Source organism: Oxalicibacterium solurbis, from assembly GCF_014635845.1.
GTDB classification, from domain to species: Bacteria; Pseudomonadota; Gammaproteobacteria; order Burkholderiales; family Burkholderiaceae_D; genus Oxalicibacterium; species Oxalicibacterium solurbis.
The window spans coordinates 50,679-74,882 of record NZ_BMDP01000003.1; the positions used below are offsets into that span (position 1 = coordinate 50,679).

Here is a 24,204-nt window from a genome sequence, read left to right on the forward strand (position 1 = left end):
GTCCTTCCTGTCAGCTATTGGTGTTGCCGACGATGCGTGTCGCAATCACATACTGGTGCGCCGAAGTATCGCCTGGCGCCTTCCAATAGATCGTCACCGTGACGGTGTCGCCATCCACATCAATGACCGGCAGATTGCTGCCTGTATCGTCTTCGCCCGCTCCTTCAACCACACCAGGTAACGCTGCGGCGACTTTCTCGCGCCACGCTTCCGGTCCGGAGCCCTTGTAACCGGCAAGAAGTGTCGGGACGTTCGTCGTCGTCTGGCTTTTCGCCCACATTTCACCGATGACCTCGCTTGCCAGCAAACTGGCCTGCGTGCGATACATTGAGCTCGCAGTATCTTTGACCGACGCGCCCAGCAAACCCACCAGAGAGAGGATGCCAAGCGAGAAAATTAGAATGGCAATCAGGCTTTCCAACAAGACCGATCCGCGCTGGATCGAGTTCGATACCCGTTTAGGCATACGCTTCATCATTTGCATCCTTGCGCGTTATCTGCCAGCGAAAATTTCGGATCGCACATTTTTACCAAACCTCCAGCACCGACAATCAACACAAGACGTCGGGCTTCCGCCGATGCCGCATTCATTACATCGACGCGTGTAATGTCGGTGCCGATATTTGCATCCGGAATTGTCCCCACACCATTGAACGTGACACCTGCGCCGCCAGGCGTTGCCTCTTCGCTACCATCTTCCGACGCTTCGCCAGCAGCCATGCCGGCACCGATTTCGAGCGCCGAATCATAGTTCTGATCAGCCGGCAATAATGTATTGATACCGACACGCGCGTTACCGCCACCCTCGCTTGCATCCTGTTCCTGAATCAGCGCCGGACATGTATCGCCCCGGACGTCAACGCAACCAACTTGCCATGCAACCAAGCCTGTCGCGCTGGTCAGCGTAAAACGTACATTGGCATTCCGGCGCACAGCTTCGTTGCGCGCCAGTTGCAAACCGTTCAGGATGGATTCCGCTGCCGTGCGCGTCTGAGAGTTCTGAATCCACAGGCCGAACGAAGGCATGCCGACTGCCAACAACAAGGAGAGCACGGCGATGCCGATGATCAGTTCGATCAGACTCACGCCATGTTGATGTCGCCGGATTAGCATCCACCACCCTTTTTGGTTACCCAGCAATTCACAGGACTGGAAGTGGAGGCAGTTCCCCATTTTTCCGGGAGTCCTGTCGTTTGACGGTCTCCGTTCTCATTTATCGTATAGACGAAATCACTCATCCCGCTTGCTGCAGCACCGGTAGCGGTAATCGTGTAGGTCTGACCGCTATTGGCAGGGACACAGGCAAAGGTGAAGTCTTTTTCGGCCGGGTCTTTTATGCCGCCGCATTTGCCATCGTCTTCGTAGGTTCTGTTGTCCTGGTAATACTGTTCCAGCTGAATGCGCATGCTGGCCAATCCATTGGTCGCCTCGGGGATTTTTCCTCGCGTGACATAATCGGTATAGGCTGGCAAAGCAACCGCCGCCAGAATCGAAATGATCACGACGGTAATCATGACTTCGATCAGCGTGAATCCGCGGACGTGTCGAATGGCAGAATATGACTTTGCTTGCATGGAATCCCCCTTGTTTCGGAAATGTAAAATCAACCCGGCAGTCATGCCATCGTTATCCGACAAACGGCGTCTTTTCTTTTCCGAACGGCACATGGCCTGTCTTCGATCCATTCGGCACACATCATGAGCGAGCATTTACTTACCGACCAGGCAGGGCCGGTTGGCGTCGTGTCATTGAATCGTGCACAGGCCTTGAACGCGCTTTCATTGGAAATGATCCGCGGCTTGAACGCCGCCCTTTCCTCTTGGCTCCAGGATTCACACATCCAGGCCGCCCTGATCGAGAGTGTCAGTCCGAAAGCTTTCTGTGCCGGTGGCGACCTACGCTTCTTTTACGAGATTTTCTGTAACGCCGGGATGGCGAACAGTCCTTTGCTTGAGGCCTTCTTCACCGAGGAATACACACTCAATCACCTGATTCACCACTACCACAAACCCTACATCGCCTTGCTGAACGGGCTGGTCATGGGTGGCGGCATGGGAATATCGCAGAGCAGCTCTCCGCTACGTCTGCGCATCGTGACAGAACAGACGCGTATGGCAATGCCGGAGGTAAATATCGGCCTGTTTCCGGATGTCGGCGGCAGCTACTTTCTATCGCGCATGCCGGGAGAAACCGGTACTTGGCTAGCCCTAACGGGGGAAACGATTGGCGCAGCAGACGCATTGCATACAGGGCTGGCGGATATCTTCGTTCCATCCGATACGCTGCCAGCACTTCGCGACATGCTGCAAGCCCGCGACACCGATCATATTCATGCGGCAAGGCATTTCTGCGCGCCCTTCGAGGAAAAAGTGGACACAAACTCCGGCACACTTGCCCGGCATCGCCAGCTGATCGACAAACACTTTTCTCTGGATAGTGTGCAGGACATCATGCATTCACTAGCCGACGGTGCCGATCCGTTCGCACGACACACCGCAGAAACCATGCGCCGGCGCTCGCCGCTGTTGTTGTGCGTGACGCTTGAACAGCTGCGTCGCGGCCGCACGATGACGATTGCCGAGTGCCTGCGTATGGAACGCACGATGATGCATCACTGTTTCGAACATCCGGATGCAATGGAAGGAATACGTGCAGCCATCATCGACAAGGACAATCGGCCGCAATGGCAACCTGCCACTATCGAGGAAGTATCGGAAGATATGGTGCAGCGCTTCTTTGCGCCGGTATGGCGGGACGAGACCCATCCGCTACGCGGACTGGCCTGATCGCATTTACATTTCGTCGATCAGGAACAAGCGCTTGTGCTCGCGGATCGCGTAGCGGTCCGTCATGCCGGCAATGTAGTCGGCAATCTCGCGTGCCTGTGCCGATACACCGGCCGGGGATTCCGTCAAAGGAAGCTGGTAATCCGGTGGCAGCAGATTCGGCTCGCGCATGAAAGCATCGAACAGTTCGGTGACGATACGACGCGCCTTGCTGGTCATGCGGTTCACCTGGTAATGCCGGTAGAGGTTCTCGCGCAGGAAGCGTTTCAACAACGTGGCGTCCGATTGCATCGCCTCGGAAAACGCGATCAGCGGTGGTGCATTGCGAACGTCATCGACGCTTTGCACGTTTGCATCCCGAATACGCTGTTGCGACGTACGAATCAGGTCGACGATCAACGCATTGATCATCCGGCGTATCGTTTCGTTGATGGCGCGGCGACCGGCAATACCGGGATAGGCCTGCTCAACCTCCTGACGATGCCGCGCATAGAAATCGATTTCGTCGAGCTGCTGAGTCGTCAATAAACCCGAACGCAAACCGTCGTCGATGTCGTGGTTGTTGTAGGCGATTTCATCGGCGAAGTTGGCCAGTTGCGCCTCCAGCGACGGCTGCTTCTTTTCGATGAAGCGGCGGCCGATCTCGCCGAGCTTCTTCGCATTGTTCAGCGAGCAATGCTTGAGGATGCCTTCACGCGTCTCGAACGTGAGGTTCAATCCGTCGAACGCGCCGTAGCGTTGTTCCAGCTGATCGACCACCCGCAGACTCTGCAGGTTATGTTCGAAGCCGCCGTATTCATCCATGCAGGCATTCAGCGCATCCTGGCCGGCGTGGCCGAACGGTGTATGGCCGAGATCGTGCGCCAGCGAAATTGCTTCGACCAGGTCTTCGTTCAACTTCAGATTGCGGGCGATCGAACGGGCGATCTGCGCGACTTCAATGCTGTGCGTCAGCCGCGTGCGAAACAGGTCGCCTTCATGGTTGACGAAGACCTGCGTCTTGTATTCGAGGCGGCGAAAAGCCGTGGAATGGATGATGCGGTCGCGGTCGCGCTGGAATTCAGTGCGCGACGACGGCGCTTCTTCCGGGAATCGACGGCCCGCCGATAGCTCGGAACGGGCCGCATAGGGGGCGAGATGGATTTCGATATCCATCAAGTCGCGTCAGGCCTTGGTGCAGGCTGCGAGCGTCTGCTGCAGCACGTCCAGCGGCACCGGCATGATGACGGTCTTGCCGAGCGGCTTGAGCAGGATGAACTTGATCTGGCCGCCTTCGTTCTTCTTGTCGACTTCCATCAATTCGATCCAGCGCTCGCCCAAGTCAGGCGCGACCGTCGGCAGCCCGGCTGCCTTGACGACGGCAGTGATGCGCGCCTTGGCATGCTCGTCGATGAAGCCCAGTCGATGCGACAGATCCGCCGCCATCACCATGCCGCAGCCGACTGCTTCGCCGTGCAGCCAGACGCCGTAGCCCATGCCGGCCTCGATCGCGTGGCCGAAGGTGTGGCCGAAATTGAGGATGGCACGCAGGCCGCCTTCGCGTTCGTCCTGGCGCACGACATCGGATTTGATCTCGCACGAACGCTTGATCGCGTAGCCCAGTGCCGCAGCATCCTTCTTCACCAGTTTGTCGATATTCGCTTCGATCCAGTCGAAGAAAGGCGGATCGATGATCGCGCCATGCTTGATGACTTCCGACAATCCAGCGCTGAGTTCGCGCGCAGGCAGCGTATTCAGCGTGGACGTATCCGCCACCACCGCCTGCGGCTGGTAGAAGGCACCGATCATGTTCTTGCCGAGCGGATGGTTGATGCCGGTCTTGCCACCGACCGACGAATCGACCTGCGACAGCAGCGTGGTCGGCACCTGCACGAAAGGCACGCCGCGCATGTAGGCAGCTGCCGCAAAGCCGGTCAGGTCGCCGATGACGCCGCCGCCGAGCGCGACCAGCGTCGTCTTGCGGTCGCATTTTTCGGTGAGCAGCACGTCGAACACTTTCATCAGGCTGGCCCAGTTCTTTTCTTCTTCGCCATCCGGCAGCACGATCGGCACGACCTGTTTGCCGGCGGCAGTCAGCGCTGCAGTGATCTGTTGCAGGTACAGAGGAGCGACCACCGTATTGGTCACGATGGCGACACGTTTTCCGGGAATCTTGCCTGCGACTACCGTCTTGTCGCCGAGCAATCCCTGCCCGATCGTGATCGGGTAGCTGCGGTCGCCCAGATCGACGTTCAGCGTCTGGGAAGTGGAAAGCGGTGGCGTCATGGCGTGCCTTGATGATGAGTGGTGTCCGCAATCCTGTTCGCCCTGGCCGAATTCCGGCCCCAGTTGCGACAGAATCGATTGCATCAGGAATTGTACGTTAGGACGGCCGGTATCGATGACGAAGTCGGCAACTTCGTTATAAAGCGGTTCGCGGATGCGCGTGAGATCTTCCAGCGTCTTGCGCGGATCGGCATTCTGCAGCAGGGGGCGATTGCGGTCGTGGCTGGTACGTTGCAGCAGGCTGTGGACGCTGGCACGCAGGTAGATGACGGTGCCGCGTTCCTTCAGGTAGGCACGGCTTTGCGGATTCAGCACTGCGCCACCGCCGGTCGCCAGCACGATATCCTGCTGGCTCGTAAGATCGCGGATGACTTCCGCCTCGCGCTGGCGAAAACTGGCCTCGCCCTCGATCTCGAAGATCAACGGAATCGAGGCACCGGTGCGTGCCTCGATTTCGTGATCGGAGTCGACGAAACGCTTGTTGAGTCTTTTGGCCAGCGCCTTGCCGACCGTCGTTTTGCCGGCCCCCATGAGGCCGACCAGAAAAATATTACCGCTCACTGCCCGTACTTTCTTCAGGTGCGGCAGCCGATATGGCGCCGCCTACACCCGGCATCCTACCTGATTGCAACCTCGTCGTTCAGAACGCGCGGGGTCAGGAAGATCAGCAGCTCCGTTTTTTCGTTGACCTTGCCGGTCGTCTTGAACAGGTTGCCGAACAGCGGAATGTCGCCGAAAAACGGCACCTTGCTGATGTTCGAGCGATCGGTCTGCGTATAAATGCCGCCGATGACGACCGTACCGCCGTTGTCGATCAGCACCTGCGTCTTGATGTGCTTGGTATCGATCGCGAAACCGGCACGCGTTTCGGCGCCGACGCTATCCTTGTTGACGTCCACATCCAGGATGACGTTGCCGTCCGGTGTGATCTGCGGCGTCACTTCCAGTTTCAGGTTCGCCTTGCGGAACGAAATGCTGGTCGCGCCGCTGCTGGTCGCTTCCTGGTACGGCAATTCCGTACCCTGTTCGATCAATGCCTTCAACTGGTCTGCCGTGATGACGCGCGGACTGGAAATCACCTTGCCCTTGCCGTCTGCTTCCAGCGCGGACAATTCGAGGCCGATGAAACGCGTCATCGCCGAATTGAACAGCGTGAGCGCAACACTACCGGGAGTGTTCGAATTGATCGATGCCGCCGGCAGGTTCACCGAATTGCCGCCCAGCACGGGAAGCGCCAGTCCGGTCGTATTGCCACCTGAAGGCGTGGCTTGATTGCCTCCCAACTGGTAATTGCCCTGGCCCGTCACGCCGAACGACAGTTTCGCACCGAGATTGCGGCTGAAAGTATCGCTCGCCTCGACGATGCGTGCCTCGATCATCACCTGACGCGTCGCGATATCCGTTTTCTTGACCAGCGAACGGATCTCTTCCAGCTTGGAAGGAATATCGGTAATGAACAACTGGTTGGTACGCGGATCGACCACGGCACTGCCGCGCTTGGTCAGGATGCTGCGCGAACCGCCGCCGGTATCGTCAATGCCAAAGATCTTCTTGAACGATTCGGCCTTCTGGTAATTGAGCTGGAAGGTTTCCGTCCTCAACGGCTCAAGATCGGCAATCTGCGAGCGCTGCTCCAGTTCCAGTTTCTCTTTCGTCAGCAGTTCGTCGCGCGGCGCAATCCAGATCACGGTGCCGTTCTTGCGCATGTCCAGCCCCTTGGCCTGCATGACGATATCCAGCGCCTGATCCCATGGCACGTCCTTCAGACGCAGCGTCAGGTTGCCGCTGACGGTATCGCTGGTAATGATGTTCAGGCCGGTGAAGTCTGCAATCACCTGCAGCACTGCGCGCACATCGACGTTCTGGAAATTGAGCGACAGTTTTTCACCGCGATAATCGCGCGTGCCCATGCCCAGCTTGTTGGGCTCTTCCTTGATCTGCTTGACTTCGACCACCAGCTGCGAATCGCTTTGATAGACGCTGTGCTCCCAAATGCCTTTCGGCTCGATCGTCATGTGGACGTTGTCGCCGCGCTGCTGCGTCGTGATGATATTGACCGGCGTACCGAAATCGGCAACGTCCAGACGGCGGCGCAGCACGTCCGGCAAAGTCGTCTTCATGAAATCGACTTCGATCTTTTTGCCTTCCTGGCGAACATCCACCACCGTCTGATCGCTGGGCAGACCGATAACCACGCGGCCTTCACCATTGCTGCCACGACGGAAATCGATATCGCGCAATGCCTGCGACGCCCCCGCCGCCGGTGCGGCAGAAGCAACCGGCACACCAACCGCATTCAGCGCCTTGGCCGGACCACCCGAGCCGTCGATCGTCACGATGACGTCATTGCCTTCCACGACAGTCGCATAATTCAGCGAGCGCTGCAGGTTGAAAACCAGCCGCGACCGATCTCCCGCCTGTACTACATTGACGCTACGCACGTCGCCCAGGCCGATATCCTGCAGCCCTTTGCCCGTGCCGTTACCCGTATCGGAAAAATCCAGCGCAATCCGCGCAGGATTTGTGATCGCAAACCCCAACGGCGCCTTGGCAACCGGACTCTTCATCGCCACTTTTACGATGACATTGCTTCCCTGTTGGGCGGCCGTGATCGACTGGATTTCGTTCTGCTGCGCCATGGCGGTGCCGCCGATCAGCGCAAAGGCGATAAACGCAAATAATTGCCGCATTTTCTGCAAGCCTCCCCGCGAATTGTTCGATTGTTGTTTTTGTAGCGACATCATTTTTGCGTCTCCTGCAACTCTAGCTTGGCTTCGCGTTCGACCCATTCGCCGGACGCATCCTGAACCGTCTCGACAATCTCCACGGCGGAATCGGTGATACGCATCACGCGCCCCAGATTCTGGCCGATGTAGTTGCCCACCTTCACATGGAAGATCGACTTGTCCACCTGCAGCACACCATAGGTCAGCCCCGGCTTGATCAGCGTGCCGACCATATGCATCGTATCCAGCGGATAGCTTTCCAGCGGTTCGCGCCGACGATCGAGATCCGGCTGGATGCCGCCGCTCTTGCGCGCCTTGGCCAGTGCACTGGCCAGCTTGTTCGGGCTGTACGGGTCTTCACGCCCTTTGGCGTCGTAGGTAAACGGTTCGAATTTCTTGGGTTCCGACAACGGCTTGATCGATGCCCGCGTGTGTTGACGGACATCTTTCATCCATTGACTGAGTTCCTGTACGCCGCCATCGCCGCAACCGGACAACACGACCGGCAGCAACAGCGAAAAAATCAGACGGTTCATCGCGATGCGCCTCATTTCTTCTTACCGCCTTTCTTTTTCTTGTCGGCAGCAGCCTTGCGTTGCGCGGCGATCTCTTCCTCGTCCAGATAACGGAAGGTCTTGGCTACCGCATCCAGCGTCAGCACGCTGCTGTCCTTGCCGGCCACGAGGTTCATCTTGTTCAGCGTGACGATGCGCGGCATGTTGGCAATATCGCTGGTGAAAGCGCCGATGTCGTGATAATTGCCGGTAATGCGGATATCGATCGGCAGTTCGGCGTAGTAGTCGCGGACGATGACTTGCCCCGGCTTGAACAACTGGAACTGCAGGCCGCGCCCCAGACCGGCCTGGTTGATATCGGACAGCAGCGCATCCATTTCCGCCTTGCTCGGCAACTGCTTTTCAAGCGCGGCGACGTATTCGTTGACCTGTTCCTTCTGCTTGCGCAAGCCTTCGAGATTGACCGCCTGCTGCACCTTGGACTTGTAGGCATCCTTCAATGAGACTTCTGCCGCAACGGCACGGTCGATATCGGCCAGTTGATCGCTCCAGTAGAAGTACCAGCCGACGACCACGACGGCTGCCACGACACCTGCTGCGCACAGCATGCGCGGTACGATCGGCCACTGGCCCGGATGCAAACCGTTGAGCCCCTGGAATTGCGCACGCACCGACCTGCTGATATGTTTTATGTCTGCCATGTCGCCCTCCCTCAGGATTTCTTCGAGGCCTTCACAGGCGCATTGTGTTTTTCACCGGCAGCATCCTTGTCCTTGTCGCGCGGACGTTTGATGACGACATTGATCGAGAAGTCGAATATCTTCTTCGCGTCCTTATCCTTGCCCAAGTTGACGGAGCGAATCTCGATCAGATCAGGCTTCTCCAGCCACTGCGACTGATTGCCGAGATTGCGCAGCAGTTCGGAAACGCGTTCGTTGGATTGCGCATAGCCGTTCAGCGTGACGCGTTGCCCGTTCTGCTTGAATGATTTCAGGTAGACGCCTTCCGGCACCTGCTGCGCCAGCTCGTCCATCAGGTAGACCGGCTGATTGCGATCGCTCTGCAGGTCTTCCACTGCCTGCTGGCGTGCCTTCAGCGCCTCGATTTCCTGCTTGAGGGTGGACACTTCCTTGATCTGTACGTCGAGCTTGGCATTTTCGGTCTTGATGAAATTGTTCCGCTGCTCCTGGCCGGACAACTTGCTGGCGAAATAGCCACCGCCCAGCAGAACGATCAATGCGCCGATGATGGCGCTCAACACCATCAATGCCGCGAATTCCTTCTTGCGCTGCTTGCGTTTTTCTTCCCTGTGCGGAAGCAGGTTGATCTTGATCATCGGTCGAACCTCCGCATAGCCAGCCCGCACGCGACCAGATAGGCCGGTGCCTCATTGCGCAACTGTTTCTCGCGCACATTGGGACCGAGCTGCATGCCCTTGAAGGGGCTGATGACCGATGCCGATACCTTGGTGTTGTCGGCGACTCTCTCGACCAGGCCGGGAATGATTGCGCAGCCGCCGGCAAGGAACAGCTGGTCGATACGGGTATACGGCGTGGAGGTAAAAAAGAATTGCATGGCGCGCGCAATTTCTGCGGCGGCGCTATCGAGGAAAGGTTCCAGAATTTCAGTTTGATAACCGTCCGGCAGATCGCCGATCTTCTTTCTGGCTTCCGCCTCTTCATAAGACAAGCCGTACGTCCGGACGATTTCCTGCGTCAGTTGATGGCCGCCGAACGGCTGCTCGCGCTCGTAGACCAGTTGTCCGTCCACCAGAACCGACATATGCATGACCTGCATGCCGATCTGGAACAAGCCGAGAATCTGTCCCTGGCCGCCCTTCGGCAACTGCGCCGCCAGACGCTCGACTGCCGCACGTGCGGCGTACGATTCGATGTCCATGACGGTCGGCGTCAGGCCGGCGGCTTCGGCGACTGCCACGCGATCCTCGACCTTTTCCTTGCGCGTCGCAGCCAGCATGACTTCGACGTCGTCTTCCGAATTCTCGACCGGGCCGATCACATCGAAATCCAGACGCACTTCATCCAGTGCAAACGGGATGTACTGGCTGGCTTCAGTTTCGACCTGCAGTTCCAGCCCCTCTTCGGAAAGATCGGCCGGCAGGATGATTTTCTTGGTGATGACGGAAGCAGGCGGCATGCCCATCGCGACCAGCTTGGCCTTGGTGCCGCTTTTTTTCCATACGCGCGAAACGGCGTCCGTCACCTGTTCGATGTTCTCGATATTGCCGTCGACCACCGCGCCACGAGGCAGCGGCTCCGATGCAAAGCATTCGAGGCGCAATTCTTTGCCGGTATCGGAAAGCTCGACGAGTTTCACGCCGGAACTACTGATATCCAAACCAATCAACGGCGAATTCTTCTTGCCGAATAAGGAGCCAAAATCTAAGGCCAAGGGCAACTCTCCCCAACGTTTATTTGTTATAGATATGAACGCGATGCCGTTTAGCTTGTCCAAGCCCGATTTAACCCGGTCCGGATGACGATGTAATGACTTTGTTAAGAAAAAACCTTTTAAAAACGCGTATTTAGCGAACTTTGATAAATCGTCGCGTTAAATCCTAGCAACAAGGGTTGAAAAGTGTAAAGCAATTTCCATCGAGTAATTTGCAAATCCGTTGCCAATTGTCCACGCGGCTCGGCAGATTTTGCAATTGCCGCCATTCCCGGACACACTCATCCCTCCGGCAACGTCGTCGCTATAATGGCGCGATACTTTTTCTCCTGCTTCTTCTCCTTTTCTTGCATGGCTTCCAAAAAATCCGCCTCCGGCGGCGCAGGTAAAAAACCCCAGAAAAGCGCTCTCAACACCGTTTTGCGCATCGGCCTGGGATTCATCGGATTGATCACCGGACTGGGCGTCATTGGCGCCCTGATCGTGTTTTTCACGCTGGTCATGGCCTATCCGAATCTACCGACACTGGACGCGTTGATCGACTATCGCCCCAAGATTCCTTTGCGCATTTTCTCTGCAGATGGCGTGTTAATCGGCGAATTTGGCGAAGAAAGGCGCAATCTTGTCCGCAGCAAGGATATTCCGGACATCATGAAAAAAGCCGTGCTGGCGATCGAGGACGATCGCTTCTTCGAGCATGGCGGCGTGGACTATATCGGCATCGCGCGTGCAGCAATCCACAACTTGGGCGGCGGTGCGCGCCAAGGCGCCTCGACGATCACGCAGCAGGTCGCACGCAATTTCTTCCTGTCCAGCGAACAGACATTGAAACGTAAAGTCTATGAAGCCCTGCTCGCATGGAAAATCGAGAACAACCTGACCAAGGACCAGATTCTCGAGATCTACATGAACCAGATTTATCTGGGGCAACGCGCCTACGGTTTCTCGTCTGCCGCGCAAATCTATTTCGGCAAGCAATTACGGGATATCAGCGTTGCAGAAGCTGCGATGCTGGCCGGCCTGCCGAAAGCGCCTTCCGCCTACAATCCGGTCGTCAATCCGAAACGCGCGAAAGCACGCCAGCAATACATCCTGTTGCGGATGTACCAGCTCGGCTACATCAGCCAGCCGCAATATGAACAGGCCAAGACCGAGGAAATCAAGGTCAAGACCAACAGCAGCGAATTCGGCATCCATGCCGAATATGTCGCCGAAATGGCGCGCCAGCTTGCCTACGATCAATTCAAGGACGACAGCTACACGCGCGGCCTGAACGTCTTCACCACGATCACCAAGGCCGATCAGGATGCCGCCTATCTCGCCGTGCGCCGCGGCGTGATGGATTACGAAAAGCGCCACGGCTACCGCGGACCGGAGAGCTACATCAATATTCCGGACAACAAGGAAGAGGCCGAGGACGCGATCGAGGTCGAGCTTGCCAATCATCCGGACAGCGACGATCTGGTCGCCGCCGTCGTGCTGGAAGCCACGCCGAAACTGATACGCGCTGTACTGATTTCCGGCGAGGAAATCCGCATCGAAGGCACGGGCTTACGTTTTGCTGCCGCCATGCTGAGCGACAAGGCACCGCCGAACAAACGCATCAAGCGCGGCGCCGTCATCCGTGTCACGCAAGAAGGCAAAGACTGGAACGTGACGCAAATGCCTGAAGTGCAAGCCGCATTCGTCGCCGCCAACACGGCAGACGGCGCTATCCGCGCGCTGGTCGGCGGCTTCGACTTCAACCGCAGCAAATTCAACCACGTCACGCAGGCGTGGCGGCAGCCGGGCTCGTCGTTCAAGCCGTTCATCTATTCGGCATCGCTGGAAAAAGGCCTGTCGCCCGCAACGATCATCAATGACGCACCGATCAGTTTCGACAGCGGCCAGACCGGCGGCCCGCCGTGGGAGCCGAAAAACTACGACGGCAAGTACGATGGTCCGATGACGATGCGCCGCGGCCTGATGAAATCGAAGAACATGATTTCGATCCGCATCCTGCACAAGATCGGTGCCAAATACGGCCAGGAATATGCGACCCGCTTCGGCTTCGATGCCGACAAGAATCCACCGTACCTGACATTGGCGCTGGGCGCCGGCGCCGTTACACCAATGCAGATGGCCGGCGCTTATGGCGTATTTGCCAACGGCGGCTACAAGGTCAATCCCTACCTGATCTCGAAGATCACCGATGCCGACGGCAACATCTTGTCCGAAGTGAAACCGGCACGTGCCGGCGACGAAGCCAATCGCGTCATTGATGCGCGCAATGCCTTCATCATGAACAGCATGCTGCGGGACGTCGTCAACGGCGGCACGGCCGTCAAGGCCAAGGCATTGAAACGCACGGATCTTGCCGGCAAGACCGGTACCACCAACGATTCGTTCGATGCCTGGTTTGCCGGCTATCAGCCCGGCATCGTCGCCGTCGCATGGATGGGCTTCGACCAGCCGCGCAATCTGGGCAACCGCGAAACCGGCGGCGGCCTCGCCTTGCCGATCTGGATCAATTACATGCAGAACGCGCTGAAGGGCGTGCCCATGGCCGACTTGACGGTGCCGGACGGCATCATCACCGTCAATGGCGAATACTATTATGCAGAGAGCCCGCCGGAGCTCGGCGTGCGCAGCCTGGGTATCGGCGATTCGACCGGAACCAGCCAGCCGACGCGCGACGAGGTGAAGAACGAACTGTTCTGACGCTGCGTTCCGACTCTGATCGTTATTCGGTCATAAAAACGGGAAGCCAAGGCTTCCCGTTTTTATGCAGGCAAATGCAAATCAGTTCAGCGTGACCGCAGCGCCGCCCTGCTCGCTGACCATCTTCGACAAGGCCGTCAGCAATTCCGCACCATCGCGCGTGCCAATCCAGTGCGTGCCGTCCGATTTGAAATGGAATCCGCCGGATTTGGCCGCCACCCACAATTCCTGCATCGCCGCCTGGCTGTTGACGATGATTTTCGTCCCGTTGTCGATAAATTCGATTTCCAGCACATTGCCATTACGCGAACATTCGACGTCGAGATCGCCGCTGTCGTTCGCCCGCTCCAGCGCCGCCTCGATGCGGCCCAGCATGGCTTCCGCCTGCTCCAGGAATTCCGATTCGGTCATGCTACACTCCAACACGTTTCATCAAACCGTGATTCTATCGTGAAGCTCCGTTCCGGCACGCCCCGTTTCCTTCCCTCTCTGTCCGTAGCTATGGGATTGACCTTGCTGATCGTGCTCGGCGGCTGCGGACAGCGCGGCCCGCTCTATATGCCTCAACAGGGCAAGCCTTCATCCGCATCGGCCCGCACGGTCGGCCCGGCTGCAACCGCGCCGGCCCCCGATGCCGAAACAGCACCGTCGACCGCTTCACCCGATTCAAAATAATCGCCCCATCCGCTCCATGCCGCACTTTTCCTATCAGCACGGCGAACTGCACGCCGAAAATGTTCCGTTGACGCAGATTGCGCACCAGTTCGGTACGCCTACCTACGTCTATTCCAAGGCTGCACTAGTCGAAAATTTCCGTTCCTATTCCGATGCCTGCAAAAAGCATGGCCGTGGCGACGACGGCGCGCTGGTCTGCTACTCGGTCAAGTCGAATTCCAACATCGCCGTACTGAACTTGCTCGGCAAACTCGGCTCCGGTTTCGACATCGTCTCTGGCGGCGAACTGTTGCGCGTGCTGGCAGCCGGCGGCTCGCCGCGCAAGGTGATCTTTTCCGGCGTCGGCAAATCGCGTGAGGAAATGTGTCTGGCACTGTCGCACGACATCCTCTGCTTCAACGTCGAATCGATTCCTGAGCTGCACCGATTGAACGAGGTTGCGGCCGAACTGGGCAAGAAGGCGCCCATCTCGCTGCGCGTGAACCCGAACGTCGATGCGAAAACACATCCCTACATTTCCACCGGGCTGAAGGACAACAAGTTCGGCGTCGCCTATGAAGACGCACTGGAAACCTATCGTGTCGCCGCATCGCTGCCGCATATCGACGTAACCGGCATCGACTGCCACATCGGTTCGCAATTGCTGGACGATGCCCCGCTGCTGGAAGCAGTCGACAAACTGATCGAACTGATCGACACACTGGCTGCAGAAAACATCCATGTTCACCATCTCGACATCGGTGGCGGTATCGGCATCGATTACGATGGTGACAAACCCGTCGCCGTCGGCGATTATCTGGCGCGGCTGTTTGCCAAGATCGATGCGTGGCGCGCGGCAAAATACGACGGCACGCCGATCAAGGTACTGTTCGAACCCGGCCGCTCCATCGTCGGCAATGCCGGCGTACTGCTGACCGAAGTGCAATTCATCAAGCATGGCGAGACGAAGAATTTCGCGATCGTCGATGCCGCGATGAACGATCTGATGCGTCCGGCAATGTACGAGGCGTGGCACGGTGTGCAACCAGTCAAGCAGCGCGATGCTGCGACTGCGATCTACGACGTGGTTGGCCCGGTCTGCGAATCCGGTGACTGGCTGGCGCGCGCGCGCGAGCTGGCAATCGAACAAGGCGATCTGCTTGCCATTCTCTCCGCCGGTGCCTACGGCATGACGATGTCTTCCAACTACAATACGCGCGGCCGCGCGGCGGAAGTCATGGTGGATGGTGCGCAAGTGCATCTGATCCGCCAGCGCGAATCGGCAGCCGATCTGTTTGCGCTGGAATCGTTGCTACCGTGAACGGCGGATAAAAAACAAAAAGCGGATGACACGTCATCCGCTTTTTTTCTTTTCTGCGCAATAAATTCTTCATGCAGGCGACCGCACCTGCCTCGCTTCTTTCGCACGCTTCTGCATCGCCCATACCGCTCGCACCAGCAGCAACACACCGACGATCACAAGAAAAATCAGTGGCTCGGTGAAATTGTGCTTACCGGCGCGCATCCACCAGAAATGCAGCAGACCGAGCGGCACGATCAGATAGATCAGCCGATGCAGCCATTGCCAGCGCTTGGCGCCCAGCCGCTTCACCATGCCGTTGGTGCTCGTCACCGCCAATGGAATCAGCAATACGAAAGCAGTAAAGCCGACCAGAATGAAAGGCCGTTTCGCCACGTCCTTCAGCATTTCCTGTACGTCGAAGAAATGGTCGAACCAGAAAAACGCCGTGAAATGCAGCAGCACGTAAAAGAAGGCGAACAAGCCAAGCATGCGGCGCAGTCGCACCAGCCAGTTCCACTTCGTCAGTCGGCGCAAAGGCGTTACCGCCAGCGTCATCGTCAGAAAATACAGCGTCCATTCGCCGGTATTCCAGGTGATGAATTCCAACGGATTCGCTCCCAATCCATCCGTGAATGCGCCATAAGCCAGACGGACGAACGGAATCAGTGCCAGTAGAAAGATCAGCACCTTGATGACGCTCAATTGTCGCGGAGTAGGGTTGAATGTCATGACAGCGTGTGTGCCGTTCGTCGGCATCAGAAATATTTTCTGAGATCCATGCCGCTGTACAGCGACGCCACCTGGCTGTAGCCGTTGAACATCAGCGTCGGCCGCTTCTTCGTAAAGAAACCGTCTTCGCCGATGCGTCGCTCGCTGGCTTGCGACCACCGCGGATGATCGACTTGCGGATTGACGTTCGAATAGAAGCCGTATTCCTTGGGAGCCGCCAGATTCCAGGCGGTAGCCGGCTGCTCCTTGACGAAGCGGATCTTGACGATGGATTTTGCCGACTTGAAGCCGTACTTCCACGGCACGATGATGCGTACCGGCGCACCGTTCTGATTCGGCAGCACTTCACCGTACATGCCGAGCGTCAGCAGCGTCAGCGGGTGGTTGGCCTCGTCGATGCGCAAGCCTTCCGTGTACGGCCAGTCCAGCACCGGATAGCGCAGGCCGTTCATCGTCTGCTTGTCTTCGACCGTGACGAATTGCACGTACTTGGCATTCGACGTCGGCTCGACCTTTTTGATCAATTCGGAAAGCGAATAACCGATCCACGGAATCACCATCGACCAGCCTTCGACGCAACGCAACCGATAGATGCGTTCTTCCAGCGGCGCCAGTTTCAGCAGCGCATCGATGTCGAGCGTCATCGGCTTTTTGACTTCGCCTTCGATCGACACCGTCCACGGACGCGTTTTCATGGCGCCGGCATTGCGTGCCGGGCTGCTCTTGTCAGTGCCGAATTCGTAAAAGTTGTTATAGGTCGTGGCGTCCTGATATGGCGTTTGCTTGTCGAGCACGACATAGGAGGAGTTCGCCTTGGCCGTCAGTTTCTGCGCACCCGATGCAGCGAACGCTTCGCGCGTCGCCATTTCCAGCAATGCGCTGCCAGCAATGGAACCGAGCGCGATCTGCCGGATGAAGGAACGGCGCGATTCGAACACCGCGCGCGGCGTGATTTCGGACGAAAACGGTAGATCGATACCGTTGGGCTGGCGCTTGATCAGCATGGCGACTCCTGCAAGACAATGACTGTATGTTGCCTGTCTGACCGGGCCGCCGCAATGGAAGTTTCGTTACGGAAAGCTAAACAATGTATCCCGGTTTTGTTATAACTCGCCGTAGGAGTGCAGACCGGACAGGAACATGTTGACGCCGAGGAAAGCGAAGGTCGTCACCAGCAGACCGACCAGCGCCCACCATGCAGCTACGCGACCGCGCAAGCCTTTCATCAACCGCATGTGCAGCCATGCCGCATAGTTGAGCCAGACGATCAACGCCCAGGTTTCCTTCGGGTCCCAAGACCAGTAGCCGCCCCAGGCTTCGGCCGCCCACAGCGCACCGAGAATCGTCGCGATCGTGAAGAAAGCGAAGCCGACGGCGATCGCCTTGTACATCACGTCGTCCAGCAATTCCAGCGACGGCAGGCGATCCGCCAGCATGCCATGCGATTTCAGCAGATAAGCCACCGCGACCATCGCCGCCAGCGAGAATGTGCCGTAACCGATGAAATTGGCCGGCACATGAATCTTCATCCACCAGCTTTGCAGCGCCGGCACCAGCGGCTGGATCTGGGCCGCATCGCGCGTGACCATGTACCAGATCAGGAAGGCCACAGCCGCGCTGACGACCAGCAGCACGAACGGTCCGAGCTGGCGTGTCGCGTAAGTCTGTTCGTAATACAGATAGAACAACGACGTCACCATGCAGAACAGGATGAAGACTTCGTACAAGTTCGAGATCGGAATATGGCCGATGTCGGCACCCATCAGATACGACTCGTACCAGCGCACCAGCATGCCGGTAAACCCCATGACGACGGCGGCCCAGCACAGCTTGCTACCGATCGATGCGCCGGTCGGCGACTTCAATACCAAACCGCCCCAGTAGAACAGCGTCGACAAGACGAACAATGTGCTCATCCACAGGATGGCGGACTGGCTGGACAACAGGTATTTCAGGAAGAACTTCTGCTCGGCCGCCTGCAGCACGCCGCCATACATGCCGATCGCCGACAACGACAGCACCGCCAGCAACGCCATCAGCCAACGCACCGATTTCCAGTGCCAGCCCAGCCAGGCGAAGACCGGCGCCGCCAGCACCAGAACCGCACGTTCATAGCCATCCATGTGATGGCCGTACTGCCGCAACGCGAACAAGGTGCCGATCAGCAATGCTGCGCCATATAGCCAGTCGATCGTGGAAAGACGCCGGAAAAATCCGGGGGCCTGCGCATACATGCGATTTTGTACGACTTCCATGCGATGTCTCCGTGATGAGTCTGCGTCGCCTCGCCTACAGTCGGCGAAAGCGCACAGTATATAGTGAGCACGTCACCATTTATGGCAACGGTAATTGCTGTTTCAGCGTTTCAAATTCCTTTTCGAAATCCAGCGTCTTGCGCTGCGAACTCATCGCCATCAACGCATGCGATGCACCGTTGCCGGACGGCTTGATCCAAACCCACAGACGGCGCTCACGTATGTAAAACATCGAGAACACGCCAATCACCAGCAGCAGGCAGCCGAAGTAGACGACATTCTTGCCGGGCGAGCGCGTCACCTGCAGGACAGAAGCCTTCACTTCCTCGAAACCCTGCAGTTGCAGATAAACCGGCGCACCGTAAAAAAACGCATCCGAATAGGCATTGGTCGCCAACTGCAGGAAGCGTCCGTGCTTTTCATCGGGTTCGACCGGCGGCAGGCCGTCGCGTTCGCGCGCCAATTGCCACAGATCCCACAGGCTGCCGTTGAGTATCTTCATGAAGATGTCCGCCGCTTTTTCCTGTTCCTGCGGCGGAATTTTCTCGAGGAAGCGAGAAACGGCAACATAACCGGATTCATGTTCGTCGCCGGCGAAGATGGTCAAGCCTTTCAACGACGATGCTTGCAGCTGCTCGCGCAGGCGCGTGACGTTTTCCCGCGCGTCCGGCGCCGCGCGCCTTGCGTAGCGTTGTGCTGCCTGTACACGCAAGGCCGGATCCACCAGTGCTGCACGCAGGCGCATCCATTCTTCCACCGTGTCGTTGTCATCGGCCGGAATGCGCAGGTAGCGGAACGGGCCATCCGGCGTATCGCGCATGCCGGCAAGGAAAACCCAGGAACCATCGATCAGTACCGGTTGCATGTAGTTCAAGTACTCGCGTGCCTGGCCGTTCTTGTCGCGCAGCTTGTACTGCACACTGGGGCCGACGTTCTTCAAATCCTTGTTTTCGGCATTCTTCGCGGCCGAGCCCAGATGTTTATCGAGGCTGGCGGAAAAGGATTGCCCGAAACCCTGTCGTGGATTGACGGCACGCACATCCTGTCCGTTCTGCGCCATGTTCTCGACATTGAACGGACGAAAGCCCGACCATTCGACCGTGTAATCGCTGCCTGCAGATTGCAAGGGCGATGAATTGCCGACCTCGCCCTGCATCGTGAACGATGTGCGTTGTACGCCCTGCATCGGATAACCGGCCAGTTTCAGATGGCTTCCGCCATCTTCGAAACTGGATTGATACATGGCGATGCCGCGATAGATCAATGGCTCGTTCACCTTGATCGTCGCAGGGAAAGACTTGCCATTCTCGCTGTCGGTGATGACGACGTCGCTGGCAAACAGTTTCGGCATGCCGGTCGAGTAATAGTCGATGACGAAGCGCTTCAACTGAATAGTGAACGGCAGGTCCTGGATCAGCACGCCGTCCGCCTGCGGAATGATTGCAGTATTGCTGCTGCCGCCTTCCGGAATCATTGTATTGCCGCGAAAAGTCGGATTGCCGAGACCGAGACGATGCGCCGCCGGAATCTGCGAAATCAGGCCGCTGCCGGAGAATGGCGTCTTGTCGAACAGCAGTTTCTGGATGCGAATCGGCAGATCGGAATCAAGCAGACCGCCCAGGCAGATGATGACGATGGAGGCATGGGCGAAGATGTAGCCCCACTTGTTGCCTGCCCCCTGGCGCGCCGCGATCAGCGTGGCGTTTTCCCGCTCGAATACTTTCACCTTGTAGCCGTCGGCGGCGATACGGTTGGCAGTTTGTTCAGCCAATGCTGCATGATCCAGACCGCTTTCCCATTCCGTTCGATGGTGAAAATTGCGCAGCGACTGTTCACGCACGTTGTCGCGCCAGCTGCGCATGTCGTGCAGCATCTTGGGCGCATTCCGGATCAGGCACAACGAAGTCGAGACGACGAGGAAGCCCATGATCAGCAAAAACCACCAGGCCGAATAGACGGCATACAGGCTCAGCTTGTCGAAAATCTCGAACCAGAACGGCCCGAACTGATTGACGTAGTTCGGCATCGGCTCGTTCTGCTTCAGCACGGTGCCGATGATCGATGCGATCGATATCAACGTCAGCAGGCTGATGGCAAAACGCATGGATGACAGCAGTTCCACTGTTTCGGCCAGCCAGCGGCGGCTGGTCTGCAATTCCCAACCGCTGGTATTTATCTCCGCGGCATTCGTTTCAGTTTCGCTCGTCATTCCGCTCTTCATTTCTCGTTCGCAGGCATGCGCCGCATTACCACATGCTTTCTTGAAAAACAAAAGGGGCAGCCTAGGCCGCCCCCGTCCTGTTTTTCCGCGTAATTCCTTTTATTTCAGGCCTGCCACGTAATCCGCGACTGCCTGGATTTCCTCGTCCGACATCCGCTTGGCAATTGTCGTCATCGGCTCGCTGTTCTTGCGTGCGCCGGAACGGAAATTGACCAATTGTGCCGTCGTATAGTCCTGATGCTGCCCCGCCAGACGCGGAAACTGCGCCGGAATGCCTGCGCCATTCGCACTGTGGCATGCGGCACAGGCCGGTATGTGCTTCTCGGCGATGCCGCCGCGGAAAATCTTCTTGCCCAGTTCGACCGTCGCCGGATTGCGCGCCGCACCCGGCGCCGGTTTCTGCTTGGCCAGATAGGCCACGACGTTCTGGATATCTTCTTCCGTCATGGCCTTGGCAATACCGGTCATGATCGGATTGTTGCGCGCAGGGCTCTTGAAGTCGAGCAGCTGTTTATGGATGTAAGCGCCGGGCTGGCCGGTCAGCTTCGGGTTTTGCGAAATGGTCGAATTGCCGGCAGCGCCATGGCAGGCAATACAGGCCGTAATGTTGCGTGCCGCATCGCCTGTGTTGTAAAGCGCCTCTCCCTTGGCGGGATCGGACTTGGCAGGTTTAGGGGCTTGGGCGCTGGCGAGAGAGGAAACGATTGCCAACATTGCAACGGACGCGATTTTTATGATTGGAAAACAAACTCGATTCATTCAAACACCCTGAGTATTTAAAATTCTGGCCTGAGGTGGCGACGTTTTGTTACCGTTCGTTCTGCACGTACTGCAATTGAAAGCTTTAGTTCCTCCGTGGGGCAATTATGCCTAGTCGTTGATTGTACAATAGCTTTTCGGCATTTTTGCCAGCCTTCACGTATTTTCCCATCCCCCCTATGTCCCTACTTTGGCAAGCCCGTTTCTTCACCACGGTGAATCATCTCCGCGATTTGCCAAATACGCAAGTTCCCGAAATTGCTTTCGCCGGGCGTTCCAATGCCGGCAAATCGACGGCCATCAACATTCTGGCCAACCAGAAGAAACTCGCGTTTGCCTCCAAGACGCCGGGGCGTACGCAGCACATCAATTACTTTTCGATCGGCGGCGCCCACGTCGGCCAGCACCGCAAGGATGAAACCCGCGTGGACGAAATCCGCGGGCTGCTGGTCGACCTGCCGGGCTACGGCTATGCCGAGGTTTCCGGCTCCGCCAAGCTGCACTGGCAGGAATTGCTGGGCGATTACGTCCGGCAGCGCAAGCAGCTGGCGGCACTGATCCTGATCATGGACTCGCGCCGGCCGTTCACCGATCTCGATATCCAGATGCTGGAATGGTTTGCGCCGACCGGCAAGCCCATTCATTGCCTGCTGACGAAAGCGGACAAATTGAACCGCAGCGAAAGCGCCGATGCCCTGCGCGCGGTACGCGCCCGCCTCGGCAGCTATGTGGATGAAGAAGGGAAGCCGTTTCCATTCACCGCCCAGCTTTTTTCCGCGCTCAAGCGCAGCGGCATCGACGAGGCCGACGATAAAATCCTGTCATTGCTGGGATTGAACGATGCGGAGGAGACCTCCGATGTCGCGCCGGTCATCTCGTGAATATGGATTCCGCGAACCGGCCGCGCATAAAAAAAGCCCTGGAGAAAGGGGAGTATCTCCAGGGCAATAACGCCATATCGCTATGGTAGCGATGCGGCCCCGCTCAGGGAGGAGAAGCGGGAGATGCATAGCATCTGCCATCTAGGATAAGCATGCAGCGAAAAAGTTTCACCGGTTCGCCGCTTTTTTAACGATTGCCTCTTTGCCGAAGACCGCCATGTCCAAACTCTTGACCAACGCACAATTCCCCGCCGTCCGCATGCGACGCATGCGCAAGGATGCATTTTCGCGCGCGATGATGCGGGAAAACGCCATCACGCCGGCGGATCTGATCTATCCCGTCTTCATTACCGATGGCGAGAACCAGCGTGAAAAAGTTTCATCGATGCCCGGCGTCGAACGGCTGTCGATCGATCTGCTGCTGAATGTGGCTGAAGAGTGCGTGGCGCTGCACATTCCGGTTCTGGCGCTGTTCCCTGTCATCAGTGCATCGCTGAAGACGCCGGACGGTATCGAAGCCACCAATCCCGACGGCCTGGTACCGCGTGCCGTGCGCGAACTCAAGAAACGCTTCCCCGAGCTCGGCATCCTGACCGACGTTGCCCTCGATCCCTACACCAGCCATGGCCAGGACGGCGTGCTCAATTCCCAGGGATATGTACTAAACGATGAAACCTGCGCCATTCTCGTCAAGCAGGCATTGACCCAGGCAGAGGCCGGCGTGGACATCGTCGCGCCGTCGGACATGATGGATGGCCGCATCGCTGCCGTCCGCGTCGCGCTGGAGTCCAGTCACCATATCCATACACGCATCATGGCGTACTCGGCCAAGTATGCTTCGGCCTTCTATGGCCCGTTCCGCGATGCGGTCGGCTCGTCGGCCACGCTGGGCAAGAGCAACAAGATGACGTACCAGATGGACCCAGCCAACAGCAATGAAGCATTGCGGGAAGTGGCGCTGGATCTTGCCGAAGGCGCGGACATGGTGATGGTCAAGCCGGGCATGCCGTACCTGGACATCGTGCGGCGGGTGAAAGACGAATTCAAGGTACCGACCTTCGCCTATCAGGTCAGCGGCGAATACGCGATGATCAAGGCTGCTGCGCAGAACGGCTGGATCGACCACGACAAGGCGATGATGGAAGCAATGATCGCCTTCAAACGTGCTGGTGCCGATGGCGTACTGACCTATTTCGCGCTGGATATTGCACGCCGGCTGAAAACCAGCTGAACATGCCGCCCAATAAAAAAGCGCCCCGCGGAGCGCTTTTTTATTGGTGCAAATATTATTTGTTCGGCTGTGGCGTCAAGCGCAGATACGGCCGCTCGGCCTTGTAACCTTTCGGATACTTCTGTTTGATCACAGCCTCGTCCTGTACGGTCAACGGAATAATGACATCGTCGCCGTCGCGCCAGTTGCCCGGCGTCGCCACCGCATAACCATCCGTCAACTGCAGCGCATCAATGACGCGCAACACTTCATCGAAGTTGCGGCCGGTACTCATCGGATAGGTGATGATCAGGCGCACGGCCTTTTTCGGATCGATGACGAACAGGGAACGGACCGTCGCCGTTGCCGACTGATTCGGATGAATCATGTCATACAGCGTCGAAACGGTCTTGTCCGAATCGGCGATGATCGGAAAACCGACGACGGTTTTCTGCGTTTCCTCGATATCCTTGATCCACGACAGATGTTTTTCCGCCGCGTCCACCGACAGTGCGATCGCCTTGACGTTGCGCTTGTCGAACTCGGGTTTCAGCTTGGCAGTCAGGCCAAGTTCCGTGGTGCATACAGGCGTGAAATCCGCCGGATGGGAAAACAGGACCACCCACGAATCGCCAGCCCAGTCATGAAACTTGATCTTCCCGATCGACGACTCCTGCTCGAAATCAGGTGCGGTATCGCCCAAACGTAATGTCATTACTTTCTCCTTTGCACTGTAATCGATCTCACTACAGCAAGACTACAACGAAATAGTCGTGCCGCCCAAAGAC

At 57.5% G+C, this 24,204-nt stretch carries 24 protein-coding genes; 6 read left to right on the forward strand and 18 right to left on the reverse strand.

What is annotated here, in order from left to right; translation table 11 throughout:
- Positions 1-10: 10 nt before the first annotated feature.
- From IEV40_RS10070 to IEV40_RS14725, 3 genes are read right to left on the reverse strand one after another with little or no spacing between them, the layout of a single operon-like run.
- The gene (locus tag IEV40_RS10070) at positions 11-478 is read right to left on the reverse strand and encodes a PilV family protein (protein ID WP_188421282.1); all 468 of its coding nucleotides are present in this window, start codon (positions 476-478) and stop codon (positions 11-13) included.
- Positions 475-1,173 (reverse strand): GspH/FimT family pseudopilin, encoded by a 699-nt coding sequence (locus tag IEV40_RS10075; RefSeq protein WP_371870053.1) that lies wholly within the window; start codon positions 1,171-1,173, stop codon positions 475-477. The genes IEV40_RS10070 and IEV40_RS10075 overlap by 4 nt, the downstream gene beginning before the upstream one ends.
- Complete coding sequence (locus tag IEV40_RS14725) at positions 1,107-1,709, reverse strand: type IV pilin protein (protein WP_308632382.1); 603 nt, start codon at positions 1,707-1,709, stop codon at positions 1,107-1,109. The genes IEV40_RS10075 and IEV40_RS14725 overlap by 67 nt, the downstream gene beginning before the upstream one ends.
- Between IEV40_RS14725 and IEV40_RS10085 the strand changes: the two genes are divergently transcribed.
- A complete protein-coding gene (locus tag IEV40_RS10085; RefSeq protein ID WP_188421286.1) occupies positions 1,698-2,786 on the forward strand; it encodes an enoyl-CoA hydratase/isomerase family protein in 1,089 nt (362 codons plus the stop codon). The two genes, IEV40_RS14725 and IEV40_RS10085, sit on opposite strands and share 12 nt — an antisense overlap.
- 6 nt (positions 2,787-2,792) lie before the next feature.
- Here IEV40_RS10085 and IEV40_RS10090 read toward each other — a convergent pair whose 3' ends face one another.
- The 8 genes from IEV40_RS10090 to IEV40_RS14660 form a co-directional block, all read right to left on the reverse strand.
- The gene (locus IEV40_RS10090) at positions 2,793-3,941 is read right to left on the reverse strand and encodes a deoxyguanosinetriphosphate triphosphohydrolase (RefSeq protein WP_188421288.1); all 1,149 of its coding nucleotides are present in this window, start codon (positions 3,939-3,941) and stop codon (positions 2,793-2,795) included.
- Between the two features lie 9 nt (positions 3,942-3,950).
- A complete protein-coding gene (gene aroKB, locus IEV40_RS10095; RefSeq protein ID WP_188421290.1) occupies positions 3,951-5,612 on the reverse strand; it encodes a bifunctional shikimate kinase/3-dehydroquinate synthase AroKB in 1,662 nt (553 codons plus the stop codon).
- Between the two features lie 56 nt (positions 5,613-5,668).
- Positions 5,669-7,741 (reverse strand): type IV pilus secretin PilQ, encoded by a 2,073-nt coding sequence (pilQ, locus tag IEV40_RS10100; protein WP_229724066.1) that lies wholly within the window; start codon positions 7,739-7,741, stop codon positions 5,669-5,671.
- 50 nt (positions 7,742-7,791) lie between these two features.
- Positions 7,792-8,313: a pilus assembly protein PilP gene (locus IEV40_RS10105; RefSeq protein ID WP_188421295.1), complete on the reverse strand. Its 522-nt coding sequence runs from the start codon at positions 8,311-8,313 to the stop codon at positions 7,792-7,794.
- An 11-nt stretch (positions 8,314-8,324) separates the two neighbouring features.
- The gene (locus IEV40_RS10110; RefSeq protein ID WP_188421297.1) at positions 8,325-8,993 is read right to left on the reverse strand and encodes a type IV pilus inner membrane component PilO; all 669 of its coding nucleotides are present in this window, start codon (positions 8,991-8,993) and stop codon (positions 8,325-8,327) included.
- 11 nt (positions 8,994-9,004) lie between these two features.
- Positions 9,005-9,628: a PilN domain-containing protein gene (locus tag IEV40_RS10115; RefSeq protein ID WP_188421299.1), complete on the reverse strand. Its 624-nt coding sequence runs from the start codon at positions 9,626-9,628 to the stop codon at positions 9,005-9,007.
- Positions 9,625-10,704 carry a pilus assembly protein PilM gene (locus IEV40_RS10120; RefSeq protein ID WP_188421301.1) on the reverse strand — a complete coding sequence of 360 codons (1,080 nt, stop codon included), beginning with the start codon at positions 10,702-10,704 and terminating at the stop codon, positions 9,625-9,627. Before IEV40_RS10120 ends, IEV40_RS10115 begins: the two co-directional genes overlap by 4 nt.
- A 281-nt stretch (positions 10,705-10,985) precedes the next feature.
- Positions 10,986-11,207, reverse strand: a complete 222-nt coding sequence (locus tag IEV40_RS14660) for a hypothetical protein (protein WP_229724067.1) — start codon at positions 11,205-11,207, stop codon at positions 10,986-10,988.
- Here IEV40_RS14660 and IEV40_RS10125 point away from each other — a divergent pair.
- A complete protein-coding gene (locus IEV40_RS10125) occupies positions 11,206-13,404 on the forward strand; it encodes a penicillin-binding protein 1A (RefSeq protein WP_229724107.1) in 2,199 nt (732 codons plus the stop codon). The two genes, IEV40_RS14660 and IEV40_RS10125, sit on opposite strands and share 2 nt — an antisense overlap.
- An 81-nt stretch (positions 13,405-13,485) precedes the next feature.
- On the opposite strand, the gene cyaY is transcribed toward IEV40_RS10125, so the two are convergent.
- The gene (gene cyaY / locus IEV40_RS10130; protein ID WP_188421305.1) at positions 13,486-13,815 is read right to left on the reverse strand and encodes an iron donor protein CyaY; all 330 of its coding nucleotides are present in this window, start codon (positions 13,813-13,815) and stop codon (positions 13,486-13,488) included.
- Positions 13,816-13,854: 39 nt separating this feature from the next.
- On the opposite strand from cyaY, the gene lptM reads away from it, so the two are divergent.
- Positions 13,855-14,079 carry an LPS translocon maturation chaperone LptM gene (gene lptM / locus IEV40_RS10135; protein WP_188421307.1) on the forward strand — a complete coding sequence of 75 codons (225 nt, stop codon included), beginning with the start codon at positions 13,855-13,857 and terminating at the stop codon, positions 14,077-14,079.
- 16 nt (positions 14,080-14,095) lie between these two features.
- The gene (gene lysA, locus IEV40_RS10140) at positions 14,096-15,379 is read left to right on the forward strand and encodes a diaminopimelate decarboxylase (RefSeq protein WP_188421309.1); all 1,284 of its coding nucleotides are present in this window, start codon (positions 14,096-14,098) and stop codon (positions 15,377-15,379) included.
- A gap of 69 nt (positions 15,380-15,448) precedes the next feature.
- Here lysA and msrQ read toward each other — a convergent pair whose 3' ends face one another.
- The 5 genes from msrQ to IEV40_RS10165 form a co-directional block, all read right to left on the reverse strand.
- On the reverse strand, positions 15,449-16,090 hold the full coding sequence (gene msrQ / locus IEV40_RS10145; RefSeq protein ID WP_188421311.1) for a protein-methionine-sulfoxide reductase heme-binding subunit MsrQ: 642 nt from the start codon (positions 16,088-16,090) through the stop codon (positions 15,449-15,451).
- A 26-nt stretch (positions 16,091-16,116) separates the two neighbouring features.
- Positions 16,117-17,094, reverse strand: coding sequence for a protein-methionine-sulfoxide reductase catalytic subunit MsrP (msrP, locus tag IEV40_RS10150; RefSeq protein ID WP_188421313.1), 978 nt, complete (start codon positions 17,092-17,094; stop codon positions 16,117-16,119).
- A gap of 99 nt (positions 17,095-17,193) precedes the next feature.
- On the reverse strand, positions 17,194-18,345 hold the full coding sequence (gene ccsB, locus IEV40_RS10155; RefSeq protein WP_188421315.1) for a c-type cytochrome biogenesis protein CcsB: 1,152 nt from the start codon (positions 18,343-18,345) through the stop codon (positions 17,194-17,196).
- Between the two features lie 79 nt (positions 18,346-18,424).
- Positions 18,425-20,554: a cytochrome c biogenesis protein ResB gene (locus tag IEV40_RS10160; protein WP_188421317.1), complete on the reverse strand. Its 2,130-nt coding sequence runs from the start codon at positions 20,552-20,554 to the stop codon at positions 18,425-18,427.
- Positions 20,555-20,665: 111 nt separating this feature from the next.
- Positions 20,666-21,325 (reverse strand): c-type cytochrome, encoded by a 660-nt coding sequence (locus IEV40_RS10165; protein WP_188421319.1) that lies wholly within the window; start codon positions 21,323-21,325, stop codon positions 20,666-20,668.
- A gap of 179 nt (positions 21,326-21,504) precedes the next feature.
- Between IEV40_RS10165 and yihA the strand changes: the two genes are divergently transcribed.
- Both yihA and hemB read left to right on the forward strand, forming a co-directional pair.
- The gene (yihA, locus tag IEV40_RS10170) at positions 21,505-22,206 is read left to right on the forward strand and encodes a ribosome biogenesis GTP-binding protein YihA/YsxC (RefSeq protein WP_188421321.1); all 702 of its coding nucleotides are present in this window, start codon (positions 21,505-21,507) and stop codon (positions 22,204-22,206) included.
- 217 nt (positions 22,207-22,423) lie between these two features.
- On the forward strand, positions 22,424-23,437 hold the full coding sequence (gene hemB / locus IEV40_RS10175; protein WP_188421323.1) for a porphobilinogen synthase: 1,014 nt from the start codon (positions 22,424-22,426) through the stop codon (positions 23,435-23,437).
- A 55-nt stretch (positions 23,438-23,492) separates the two neighbouring features.
- Here hemB and IEV40_RS10180 read toward each other — a convergent pair whose 3' ends face one another.
- Complete coding sequence (locus tag IEV40_RS10180; RefSeq protein WP_188421325.1) at positions 23,493-24,131, reverse strand: peroxiredoxin; 639 nt, start codon at positions 24,129-24,131, stop codon at positions 23,493-23,495.
- Positions 24,132-24,204 lie beyond the last annotated feature (73 nt).